The organism is Roseobacter sp. S87 (assembly GCF_055693285.1).
This window is the reverse complement of record NZ_JBVFTR010000004.1, coordinates 3,076,427-3,088,113: the sequence shown is the minus strand read 5'-3', so window position 1 is coordinate 3,088,113 and position 11,687 is coordinate 3,076,427. Positions and strand designations below refer to the sequence as shown.

Here is an 11,687-nt window from a genome sequence, read left to right as displayed (position 1 = left end):
TATTCAGTGTCGGTAACGTGGTCCGCGTCAGAGCGCTCCATCACGGTTTCTGATCTGTCGCGCACGGGTCAGAATCGCATCCTCTACAGCGCGGATTGTTGCCGCACTCGCCGGGCCGTTGCGCGTCTGAAGCGATACATTCAGTGACCGGGCCTCCAGCGCGGGGTCGTCAATCAGCACTGTCGCGCGGTATGCCCGACCGCTGCCCGGCGGTGTCCCGAACCCGGTGACAATGACGCCGGTAAACGGATCAACCTGTTCGACGGGCAGAAACTCCAGTACTTCCAGGGATGCGGCCCAGAGATACTTGTTCACGCTTGTACGTGTCTCGACCGCGCCGGCATTGCGGAATGCTTCCCAGATTGTGGTGCCGCTTTGCTGATTCCTGTCACGCTGGCTTGATTCTTCGCGGAAATCGCGCGGGCCCGTGTCCAGTTCCGTTGTTGAACTCCCGCCGCAGGCAGCAAGCAACCCACAACAGAGTGCTGTTCCGATCCAACGCGCCGAAGTGCTCTTTTTCATCAAAAAACCCGCCCAAACTTTGCTTCTGAACCGTTTACTTCAGGAGCCGTTGCACCGCAAGCCGCATGCCGGTTTCCCGCGAATGTGACTGCATTGAGGCGGGTGTGGCATCAAAGCACCATATTCCGGGAAAGCGGGGGGCGTTTTGTTCAGCGCTTGAGGTCACGCCGCTTGTAAGACATTACACAAACACACTTGGGATGCATGTCATCCCGGGAAACACTTGCACACTAGGGACAACGACATGAAAAAAGTTCTTCTTGCATCCACGATGCTCGTCGCGACAGCCGGCATGGCTGCGGCGGAAATCACATTCAACGGTTTCGGCCGCTTCGGCCTGATCTATGACGAAGGCGCAGCCGCTGGTCTCAGCGACACACGTCTCGAGCAGCGTTTCCGCCTGAACATCGTTGGCACAACCGAAACAGACGGTGGTGTTAAGTTCGGCGCACGTCTGCGTATCGAAACAAACGACGAAGCCAACGGCAACTCCGCCACAGGTGACGAAGGCGCAGCCTTCGAAGACAACGAAAACGCAATCCGTAACCCGGAATTCAACGTACAGGCCGGTGGTTTCCGCCTCGACGTTGGTAACACATCCGACGTTATCGATTCCGGCGACGTTGTTAACTACTACGGCTTCGGCGTCGGTCTGACATCGTTCCTCGAGCAGTCCTCCGGCTTCAGCCTGCCGGCATCCGGCATCGGTGACGAAATCGAAGAAGCACCGACCGTCAAACTGCGCTACAAAATGGGCGACCTGACAGTTGCAGGTTCGTACACAGACAACGCGGAAGACGGCTTTGAAGAAGAGTGGATGCTCGGCCTCGGCTATGTCTTCAGCGCATACGCAGTCGGTATCGCCTTCGGTAGCGAAGACGGTTCCACAGACAACGACTTCTGGGCAGCATCGATCTCCGGCGCGTTCAGCAACGTTGACTTCTCCTTCCTGGTTGCAGACAGCGACGCACAGGACGACGTTTCCTACGGTGCATCCATCTCCGTACCGGTTGGCGCGGCGACAAGCATCCAGGCAGTTGTAAACGACAACGGTCAGGACTCGGATGACACAGCATACGGTGTTGGCTTCCGCCACGACCTGGGCGGCGGTGTCTCCCTGCGCGGTGGTATCGGCAACAACCCGAGCGACAACACCGTTGCGGACCTGGGTGTGATCTTCAACTTCTGAGTTGAACACATCGCATGATAATTGGGGCGGACCTTCCGGTTCGCCCCTTTTCTTTTGCGCAGCTTTCTTATCTGAGTAACTGACACCTGACAGGAGAAAGCCGCATGCCGCTCACAGACATTTCCGACCGAATCTCCGCTGCAGAAGCCCGCGCGGGCAGACCATCGGGTTCTGTCAGGCTGATCGCTGTGTCCAAGGTCCAGCCGAACGAGCGGGTTGAAGCAGTTCTGAAGGCGGGTCACCGCTGTTTCGGCGAAAACCGGGTGCAGGAGGCTGCGGGCAAGTGGCCGGAGTTCCGCGAAACCTTTCCGGATGTCGAACTGCACCTGATCGGGCCGTTGCAAACGAACAAGGCGCGTCAGGCATTCGGGCTCTTTCAGAGCATCCATTCGCTGGACAGGCCCAAGCTGGCGAAGACTTTTGCGCGGCTCGCGGATGAAACGGGCACCTGTCCTGAGATGTTTGTCCAGGTGAACACAGGCGAGGAGCCTCAGAAAGCTGGCGTGCTCCCGGGGGATGCAGATGCCTTTGTGGCGGACTGCCGGTCTCTGAACCTGCCCATCCAGGGCCTGATGTGCATTCCCCCCGCTGATGAAGAACCATCGCTGCATTTCGCTCTGCTGCGCAAGATTGCGGAACGCAATGGGCTTGAGGGTCTCAGCATGGGAATGAGTGGTGATTTTGAATCAGCCATCGCCCTGGGTGCTACGCATGTGCGTGTTGGTTCGGCAATCTTCGGGGAACGCACACCCGGGTAGGCGCATCGCAGAGGGCCGGCGTCAGCCTGCCAGTGCTTCGGGTACAATCAGGCGGGTTTGCAGAGTGATCAGCGGTGCAATCCGGTGCAGGTTTTCGCGCGAAAAAGCGATGCAGCCTTCAGTCGGAAACCCGGGACGCCGCTGTTGGTGCAGAAAAATCGCCGAGCCACGGCCTTTGACGGCGTAAGGCCAGTTCCAGTCGGTCAAAAGGACAAGATCATAAAGCGGGTCGGCGCGGCGGAGCACTTCGTGGCTATGGGCGTAAGGCGCCCGCACCATCATATTATAGTCCTCATGCGTCATATCATCCGACCACAGATCCCCTGGTCCGATTGGAAGCGCCCAGTTAGTAGGGCGGGCCATTCTGTCCGGGCGATAGAGCATGCCGACAATCCGGTGTGTCCCGCAGGGGGTGGCGCCATCACCCTCTTTCTTGCGTTTCGACACACCGCCCCGGCCGATCGTGCAGGGCCAGTAATGGCCCCGGAAACGCAGGCCGCGCGGCGTAAGCACCATATCGAAGGGGCTCATTTCAGGTGCCCGGACTTGCGGTGTTTGGTTTCCAGGTAAGCCTCGTTGTGCGGGTTGTGACCCACGTGCAGCGGGACCCGCTCGGTGACATCAAGCCCGCAGCTCTGCATCATACTGGTTTTGGCAGGGTTATTGGTCATCAGCCGGACGGCAGAAAATCCAAGCGACCGAAGAATATCTGCGCCCAGCCGGAAATCCCGCTCGTCGTCCTCGAAGCCAAGCCGGTGATTGGCTTCAACCGTATCGAACCCTTCATCCTGCAACGAATAGGCGCGCATTTTGTTTGCCAGACCAATGCCCCGCCCTTCCTGGTTCATGTAAAGCAGTACCCCGTGCCCTTCTGAACCCATCTTCGCCAGTGCCGCGCGCAGCTGCGGGCCGCAGTCACACTTCAGAGATCCCATCAGATCTCCGGTCACACAGGCCGAATGCAGGCGGGCGAGCACAGGACGCGACCGGTCTGGTCGACCGATCTCGATTGCGTAATGCTCTTCGCCGCCATCCTCTGGCCGGAATACATGCAGACGACCTGCTTCTGATACTTCCAGTGGCAGTCTCGCACTGACAACAGAATGCAGCGGGCTGCGTTCATCCAGCGCTTCCCCGGCTGCGCTGATATCCAGAATGGTCAGATTGTGTTCGGCCGCAAAAGACGCAGCATCCGGAACAGACACCACCAAAGCAGCGGGCAGAAGCCTTGCTGATTTCACCATACGAACGGCCACGCGGTGCGCGCTGGCATCGCCGGTCCGGAGGCTGGAAAGGGGGCCTTTCATAGGGTTCATCAGATCACCGGCAGGGTCAGCAATGGACCGTACCCAGGCGGCATCCGCATCCGCGGGCATGCGGATCCGCGCAACATCACCGTCATAGGCGCGGGCGCGGAGTGTTTCTGCACGTCTGGCCGTAATGGTCAGAATACTCTCGTCGCTTACGGCTCTGAGACTGCGCAAACGGTCGGGATCCAGCGTTTCGGCGGCGACAAAAGCAACCGGATCGCTGCCGTTCAGCACGACCGGAACGCCCATGCGCAGGTCGGCGCGCGCCCTCGCGAGCTGTTCATTCAGGGTCGGAGCGATGGTCATGATGTTACAATGCCTGTCTTTTTTCGCGTTGATCCGGGGCAAACAGGCCGGAATTGAAACAATTTACCGCCGATGTAACACGAGGCTGTGAGAGAAATCACACCGCGCTTGTCTGCAGCGGCACAAAAACACATTTGTTGTTGTAACACGAGGGAGAGATCCATGGCACAGCTGAAAAAAATACTGCTTGTAGACGATGATGACGATCTGCGCGAGGCGCTCAGCGAACAGCTGATCATGACCGAAGACTTCGATGTCTTTGAAGCCGCGAACGGCGCAGATGCCATGGTGCGGGCGAAAGAAGCACTCTACGATCTCGTCATTCTCGATGTCGGCCTGCCGGACACAGACGGTCGTGAACTGTGCCGCCTGATGCGCAAGCAGGGCGTCAAAAGCCCGATTCTCATGCTGACGGGTCACGACAGTGACGCGGATACGATTCTCGGGCTCGATGCGGGTGCAAATGATTATGTCAGCAAGCCGTTCAAGTTTCCGGTTCTGCTGGCCCGCATCCGCGCGCAGCTCCGGCAGCATGAACAGTCAGAGGACGCAGTTTTCCAGCTGGGTCACTATACTTTCAAGCCGTCAATGAAGATGCTGATCACCGAAGACGAACGCAAAGTGCGTCTGACGGAAAAAGAGACCAACATTCTCAAATTCCTGTACCGCTCGACGGATGGTGTGGTGCCGCGCGATGTGCTCCTGCACGAAGTCTGGGGCTACAATGCGGGTGTCACAACGCACACGCTGGAGACGCATATTTACCGGCTGCGCCAGAAAATTGAACCAGATCCGTCTAATGCTCGCCTTCTTGTGACCGAATCAGGCGGCTACAGATTAATGGCATAGGGTGTCGCGGACTTTTTTGACCTGCGTCAATGAAACGTTAACCAAAGCGCCCTATTTGTTAAGTATCCCGCGCATGTCCGGGTCATGACATGCACCTCCCTGTTGGACTGGGCCGGGCTTAATGCCCGGTCTTTTTTTGTCTTGAGGATGAATTTCCCGCTGAATGGTGTCTGGACAGGGTCCCTGTGCATCGGCGAGGCTATTGACTGTGTTCCCGACCCGGGGGCGTTTGAACGGCGCAGGAACCATCTGGCACCGTACGCGGCCGTATCAGCGCTCCCCTCACCCCAGCTCCAGGCTCGTGACTGCGTAAAACGCATGCCCACATGTCGGGCCGGCGCCGCGATACATTCGTGCCGTTCTGAACCCCGGTACTAAACAAAGCTCCCTGCACAGATCGGCAAGTCCCGAAGACGAGCCAGGCACATCAAGCGTAACGGGACCGCTGAACAGCGTGGCCGCGTGCCGGATCAGCCGGTCTGCGACCTGGGCATTATCTGCGACGAGTGGCCCGATTTTTGAACCTTCACGGCAGGCGCGCAGGGTGCAGAACCCACTGCCTGACTGCCCGGCATCCAGGATCAGCGTTTTGCGTGTCTCGCATTGTGTGAGCCATGCCTCCAGATATGCGGTCTTGATCAGCCCGGTAGCTTTGGCTTCTTTCTCGACCAGCTTCTTAATGTCCGCAGGCCCAGCCAGAGTGACATCCGGATCGGTCTGACCATGGACAGTACCGCTGAACCTGGTCGTCCCCCCGGCATGGCTGAAACCGGAAACGGCATAGTTTTCCTGCTGCGCCTCCACGCCATCAAGCCCGATGGTACGAGCGCCTGCGTGCCCTGTTGCGTGCTGCCACAGGCCGAAGCCAATTCCCTTGCCCCGCCAGTCTGGACGGACGATGTAGAGCCCCAGAAACGCGAAACTGTCTGAGTGATTGACTACTGAAATCGCCGCAACGGGATCGCCTGCATGACCGGCGGCGACGAAAAACCCCTCTGGATCCGCCTTGAAAAAGGCCGCAGCATCTTCGAGACCAGGGTTCCAACCTTCATCGGCGGCCCAATCCAGCACCGTGACAAGTTCAGACTGATCGGCGTTCCTGAATTCGATCATCTTTTCAGCGCATCTTTAAGGGAAACCGGCCCGGAATCGCGCTCTCTGAGGTCAAGCTGGGACAGCAGGTCAAGGAGATGCCCTTTCATAAGTTCCTCGGCAGATGCTCCATCCTGTTGCCTCAGAGCGTCCACCAGCGCGTGATGCGCATTGCTTTCGCACAGCGCATTCCGCCGGCGCCAGTACAGTGCAATGACCAGCGAGGAGCGGGATATCAGCTGCCGCAGGAACTGTTCGATTGTCTGCTGGTCGGCGATACGGGCGATGTCCAGGTGAAAGTCACCCGACAGTTTCAGCGCCAGGCCCGCTTCGTCGCGATCGAGTGCGGCGTGTTCGTTCTCAATATGGCGTTCCAGCCGTGCTATGTCCGCAGCTGTGGCGCGTTGTGCGGCGGCACGGGCAGTTTCCGGTTCAAGCAGAGCGCGGGCCTGAAAAACCTCCCGCGCTTCCTTCAGCGTAGGTTTGGACACAAAGGCGCCGCGGTTCCGCTCAATCGTCAGCAGGCCCTGGTATTCCATGGACCGCAGCGCCTGACGTACGAGTGTGCGGCTTACGCCGAATATCTCGCAGACTTCGTCCTCCCGCAGTTTGGTGCCGGGTTGCAGGCGATGTTCGTGAACCGCCTGCGTGAGTTGCGCGACAATGTCGTCGACAGATGATGTCGCAGAATCGGTCATAGCGGACATTCGGTTTCTCCTGCGCCGAACCTGCACCCCGGCGCACCAGGTTTCAATATCTCACACAAACGACGTTAAAATCGTATACAATATCTGCCTATATTTTGGACAATATTCAGATCGTCTGGGGTGTTTTTAAGCATACGACTGGTGCCCGAATTCTATCAGGCGAATTGCGCTTGGGTCTTCACAGTCTGACCCGTCACGCTGTTGGCAACCTTTGGGGGTACCGATGAGCCGAACGCTGGATCTTGAACTGATCAGTCTGACAAAACGATACGGTGATACCGTCGCCGTTGACGCGATCAGCTACCATTTCACTGCGGGCACATATGCCTGCTTGCTTGGGCCTTCCGGGTGCGGCAAATCCTCAACGCTGCGGATGATCGCCGGACATGAGGCCGTGTCAGATGGTGCGATTACTCTGGGCGGGCGCGATATTTCTCATCTGCCACCGGCGAAACGTGGCACAGCGATGATGTTTCAGAACTACGCTCTTTTTCCGCATCTCACAGTGCGTGACAATGTTGGATTCAGCCTGAAAATGCAGGGTATCGACGCGGCGAAGCAGCGTACCCGCGCTGGAGAAATGCTGGAACTGGTTGACATGACAGCCCTGGCGGACCGGTTGCCTGCGCAACTCTCCGGGGGGCAGCAGCAGCGCGCCGCACTGGCACGCGCTTTGATCACGGAACCGGAAGTTCTGCTGCTGGATGAGCCGCTCTCCGCGCTTGATCCGTTCCTGCGTGTCCGGATGCGTACTGAACTCAAAAAGCTCCAGCGGGAACTTGGCATTACCTTTGTGCACGTCACACATGGTCAGGACGAGGCGCTTGCTCTGGCAGATGAAATTGTCGTCATGAACGCCGCGAAAATAGAGCAGGCCGGAAAAACCCGCGCTGTATTTGACGCGCCGCAGACGGCCTTTGTCGCGCGGTTCCTGGGCTCGCACAACGTCGTATCCATGCCCGGGGGAATGGTGGCAATCCGGTCAGATGCCCTCCGGATTACGCCGGCGGGAACGGCGAGACTGCCTGGCACAATCACCAGCATTGAATATCAGGGCACGCATGTTGCGCTCACCGCTGCCGTACCCGGCGACCAGGAGGTGACCGCCGTGCTGTCCGACAGGGATTTCTTCGATGATCCGAAGAATCCGGGCGAGGCAATCGGCCTCGACTGGGAGGCTGAGGCGGCACACGCCCTGGCCGGATAATCAGACGACCAACAGAGAGGACACTGCAGATGACAACAATTTCCAAAGTGCGCTATTCGCGCCGGTCCGTACTGAAGTCGGGTGGCGCGGCGGTGGCGGCCGCCGCGCTTCCGGCTCCGATGGTATGGGGACAAGAGACAAAGAATATCACCTTGCGCCAGTTCGGCACCGGGGTGTCCAACCTCAACGAGGTGGCGCAGAAGGTCAAGGAAGACCTCGGCTTCACGCTGGAAATGACGGCGCTCGATTCCGACAGCGTGACACAGCGTGCGGCAACGCAGCCTGACAGCTTTGACATTGCCGACATCGAATACTGGATCTGCAAAAAGGTCTGGCCGACCGGCAACTTGCAGGCGATGGATACCTCGAAGATTGCCAATTACGACAAGATCGTCGGCATCTTCCGGGACGGGAAACTCACGCCCGAGAGCACCATTGCACAAGGCACGGCACCACACAGCGTGGGTTTTGTTGAAGGGCCGGACGGCACCGACTTCGTGGACAACGAATCCGGATGGATGACCCTGATCCCCACGATATATAATGCTGATACGCTGGGTATCCGGCCGGACCTCATTGGCCGGCCGATCAGCAACTGGTCAGAACTCCTGAACCCGGAATTCAAAGGCAAAGCGTCCATTCTGGATATCTCGTCCATCGGGATCATGGACATGGCCATGGTTGTGGAATCGATGGGTGAATACACCTATCCCGACAAGGGCAACATGACCAAAGAAGAGATCGATCTGACCATCGGTATCTTCACCGAAGCCAAGAAAAACGGTCAGTTCCGGGCCTTCTGGAAGAGCTTTGATGAAAGCGTCAACCTGATGGCCTCGGGCGAAGTCGTGATCCAGTCCATGTGGTCGCCCGCGATCACCGCCGTGAAATCACGCGGCATTCCCTGCGTCTACCAGCCGCTGGAAGAAGGCTACCGTTCATGGGGTGGTGGTATTGGCCTGTCCAAATCACTGACGGGCATGGAGCTCGATGCGGCCTATGAATATATCAACTGGTATCTGTCGGGCTGGGTCGGCGGTTTCCTGATGCGGCAGGGGTATTACTCGGCAGTGCCGGAGACTTCCAAAAACTTCATGTCGGAAAATGAATGGGGTTACTGGTTCGAGGGCAAAGAAGCTTCTGACACGATCACCTCGCCCTTCGGGGATCCTCTGGCCCAGGCCGGTGAGACACGCGACGGTGGCTCATTCTACGACCGTATGGGGGCAGTGGCCTGCTGGAACGCCGTCATGGACGAAAACCAGTACATGGTTCGCAAGTGGAACGAATTCATCGCCGCCTGAGCGATGCGCGCCGGGGGGACACGCTCCCCCGGCACATGACACCCAAGCAAACGACCGGGGCAGGTTTTGAAAAACAATTCGGTAACTGGCTGGCTTCTGGCCGCACCGCTTTCCCTGGTGCTGCTGGTCTTTCTGGTAGCGCCCATCGTGATGATCGTGATCGTCAGCTTCTGGGGGGCCACAGAATGGTCGATCTATCCTGCATTTCTCTTTGACAATTATGCGTTTCTGCTGACTTCAGAGGTGACCTGGCGGGTGTTCCTGAACACCTTTCGGTATGCGCTGATCACCTGGATTTTTACGCTGCTCATCGGCTTCACCGTCGCCTATTACCTGGCGTTTCACATCCGCAGCATGACATGGCAGATTGCGTTGTTTTTGCTCTGCACCATTCCCTTTCTGACATCGAACATCATCCGGATGATTTCGTGGATCCCGTTCCTCGGCCGCAACGGGATTGCCAATTCAACTCTGATCTCCATGGGCGTCATTGATGAACCTGTGGAATGGCTGCTGTTCAGTGACTTCAGTGTGATCCTTGCCTTTGTGCATCTCTACACGCTGTTCATGGTGGTGCCGGTCTTCAACACGATGATGCGTATCGACAAATCCCTGATTGAAGCCGCAGCGGATGCAGGTGCCACCGGCTGGCAGACCCTCTGGTATGTGATTATCCCGCTGACCAAACCGGGGATCATGATCGGTACGATTTTCGTTGTGGCACTGGTCATGGGCGATTTCATCACGGTTCGGTTCATGTCCGGCAGTCAGTCCGCGAATGTCGGACGGATGATCCAGAATGACATCGGGTTGCTGCAATATCCGTCTGCGAGTGCAACGGCCGTGGTTCTGCTGATCACTGTGCTGCTGCTGATCGGGACGCTGCTGCGCTTTGTCGATATCCGGAAGGAGCTCTGATATGGAGCCGCGTCCCCGTTCCTTCTACTTTCTCACGGCGTTCTTCGTCCTGTTCCTTATCTTTCTTTATGGGCCCACGCTGACCATCGGTGTCCTGTCCTTTCAGGGGCCGGGGGGCGGTCTGACGTTTCCGATGCGGGGCGTGTCCCTGCACTGGTTCCGCGATCTGTTCGAGCAACAGGCTGTCGGGGACATTTGGGGCTCTTTCCGGCGGTCCTTTGTGCTGGGTCTGATGGTGATGGTGACCACCGTGGTCGTCTCAGTCATGGGCGGGCTGGCCTTTCGCAAGAGGTTCAGGGGGCGGGCATCCTGTTTTACCTGATCATCACATCGCTGGTGATCCCCTCCATTCTGATCTCGCTGGGCGTGGGGCTGATCTGGTCGCAGTCGGGTCTGCCGGTGCACTGGTCAGGGTCGGGCTTTGGAGCGCAGCTGACCTGGACACTGCCCTTTGGTCTGCTGATCATGTTTGCGGTCTTCAACCGCTTTGATCCTTCGTACGAAGAGGCCGCCCGCGATCTCGGTGCGTCGCCACTGGCAGGTGATCCGCCATGTTGTTCTGCCGATCATAGCCCCCTCGCTGATCGGCGTTGCCCTCTTCGGGTTCACACTGAGCTATGACGAGTTTGCCCGGACGCTCCTGACCTCCGGCAGCTACAACACGCTGCCGCTGGAAATCTTTGGCATGACGACGAATGTGACAACGCCGGTTCTCTTTGCCCTCGGGACCCTGACCACGGTATTTTCCCTGCTGATCATTCTCGTATTCCTCGGGCTGGTCTGGTTCCTGAACCGGCGCCGCGCCCGGAAAGGGTCCGATGCCGGCGAGGGTCTGGTGTGACGGATGTGGTCATCATCAACCCAAACAGTACGGCGTCCATGACCGCGGCCATGGTGCAGGTTGCCAGCAGGGCTGTGCCCGCTGTGCGGTTCGAGGGCTGGACCTCCCGTAAAGGCCCGCCCGCGATACAGGGTACCGCCGACGGAGATGCAGCGACCCCACCGCTGCTGGAACTTGTCGCGCGCGCCTCTGCAGAGGGTCATGACGGCATTATCATCGGATGTTTTGATGACACGGGGTTGCGGCAGGCTGCAGAAATCTCCGCCTGTCCGGTCATCGGTATTGGCCAGGCATCCTATCACTATGCGGCGCTCCGGCAGTGGCGCTTCAGCGTCGTGACAACGCTGTCCGTATCGGTCCCGGTTCTGGAAACCAATATCAGGTCGTCCGGGCTCGATGCTTCTCTGGGACGTGTCCGCGCGTCAGAAGTTCCCGTACTGGAACTGGAGAAAGATCCGGGTCAGGCGGGGTCTGCCATCAAAGCGGAAGCCATGAAAGCGCAGAGCGAAGATGACATAGCCGCGGTCGTCCTGGGATGTGCGGGCATGGTGCAGGTCGTGTCTGATGTAAGGCAGGCGCTCGACATCGAAGTCATTGACCCTGTTGAATGCGCCGCGCGCTGCATGACCTGGCTGACCTGAAAAAATCCGAGCCCATGGCGCTGAAGGGCTGTTTCCCCTGCCA

At 58.3% G+C, this 11,687-nt stretch carries 12 protein-coding genes and 1 pseudogene; 8 read left to right on the top strand and 5 right to left on the bottom strand.

Going from position 1 to position 11,687, the window contains the following annotated elements:
* Positions 1-27: 27 nt before the first annotated feature.
* Complete coding sequence (locus tag ACZ1HA_RS16075) at positions 28-522, bottom strand: DUF3576 domain-containing protein (protein WP_472714596.1); 495 nt, start codon at positions 520-522, stop codon at positions 28-30.
* A gap of 244 nt (positions 523-766) precedes the next feature.
* Between ACZ1HA_RS16075 and ACZ1HA_RS16070 the strand changes: the two genes are divergently transcribed.
* Positions 767-1,711, top strand: coding sequence for a porin (locus tag ACZ1HA_RS16070; protein WP_472714595.1), 945 nt, complete (start codon positions 767-769; stop codon positions 1,709-1,711).
* Positions 1,712-1,815: 104 nt separating this feature from the next.
* A complete protein-coding gene (locus ACZ1HA_RS16065) occupies positions 1,816-2,469 on the top strand; it encodes a YggS family pyridoxal phosphate-dependent enzyme (RefSeq protein WP_472714594.1) in 654 nt (217 codons plus the stop codon).
* A gap of 21 nt (positions 2,470-2,490) precedes the next feature.
* On the opposite strand, the gene ACZ1HA_RS16060 is transcribed toward ACZ1HA_RS16065, so the two are convergent.
* Together ACZ1HA_RS16060 and ribA are read right to left on the bottom strand one after the other, a co-directional pair.
* Positions 2,491-3,000, bottom strand: a complete 510-nt coding sequence (locus tag ACZ1HA_RS16060) for a L,D-transpeptidase family protein (RefSeq protein WP_472714593.1) — start codon at positions 2,998-3,000, stop codon at positions 2,491-2,493.
* Complete coding sequence (gene ribA / locus ACZ1HA_RS16055) at positions 2,997-4,085, bottom strand: GTP cyclohydrolase II (protein WP_472714592.1); 1,089 nt, start codon at positions 4,083-4,085, stop codon at positions 2,997-2,999. Before ribA ends, ACZ1HA_RS16060 begins: the two co-directional genes overlap by 4 nt.
* 162 nt (positions 4,086-4,247) lie before the next feature.
* On the opposite strand from ribA, the gene ACZ1HA_RS16050 reads away from it, so the two are divergent.
* On the top strand, positions 4,248-4,934 hold the full coding sequence (locus ACZ1HA_RS16050) for a response regulator transcription factor (protein ID WP_298841414.1): 687 nt from the start codon (positions 4,248-4,250) through the stop codon (positions 4,932-4,934).
* A 282-nt stretch (positions 4,935-5,216) separates the two neighbouring features.
* Here the strand turns inward: ACZ1HA_RS16050 and ACZ1HA_RS16045 are convergent, their stop codons facing one another.
* Together ACZ1HA_RS16045 and ACZ1HA_RS16040 are read right to left on the bottom strand one after the other, a co-directional pair.
* Positions 5,217-6,047 (bottom strand): GNAT family N-acetyltransferase, encoded by an 831-nt coding sequence (locus ACZ1HA_RS16045; RefSeq protein ID WP_472714591.1) that lies wholly within the window; start codon positions 6,045-6,047, stop codon positions 5,217-5,219.
* On the bottom strand, positions 6,044-6,733 hold the full coding sequence (locus ACZ1HA_RS16040) for a GntR family transcriptional regulator (protein ID WP_472714590.1): 690 nt from the start codon (positions 6,731-6,733) through the stop codon (positions 6,044-6,046). The genes ACZ1HA_RS16045 and ACZ1HA_RS16040 overlap by 4 nt, the downstream gene beginning before the upstream one ends.
* Before the next feature lie 223 nt (positions 6,734-6,956).
* Here ACZ1HA_RS16040 and ACZ1HA_RS16035 point away from each other — a divergent pair, with 223 nt between their 5' ends.
* From ACZ1HA_RS16035 to ACZ1HA_RS16015, 5 genes and pseudogenes are all read left to right on the top strand, one after another.
* Positions 6,957-7,940, top strand: coding sequence for an ABC transporter ATP-binding protein (locus tag ACZ1HA_RS16035; RefSeq protein ID WP_472714589.1), 984 nt, complete (start codon positions 6,957-6,959; stop codon positions 7,938-7,940).
* Positions 7,941-7,978: 38 nt separating this feature from the next.
* Entirely contained in the window at positions 7,979-9,244 is a 1,266-nt protein-coding gene (locus ACZ1HA_RS16030) for an ABC transporter substrate-binding protein (protein WP_375230930.1), read from the top strand.
* Between the two features lie 66 nt (positions 9,245-9,310).
* Entirely contained in the window at positions 9,311-10,162 is an 852-nt protein-coding gene (locus tag ACZ1HA_RS16025; RefSeq protein ID WP_472714588.1) for an ABC transporter permease, read from the top strand.
* Between the two features lies 1 nt (position 10,163).
* Positions 10,164-11,003 (top strand): annotated as a pseudogene (locus ACZ1HA_RS16020) (ABC transporter permease).
* Positions 11,000-11,644 (top strand): aspartate/glutamate racemase family protein, encoded by a 645-nt coding sequence (locus tag ACZ1HA_RS16015; protein WP_472714587.1) that lies wholly within the window; start codon positions 11,000-11,002, stop codon positions 11,642-11,644. Before ACZ1HA_RS16020 ends, ACZ1HA_RS16015 begins: the two are co-directional and overlap by 4 nt.
* Positions 11,645-11,687 lie beyond the last annotated feature (43 nt).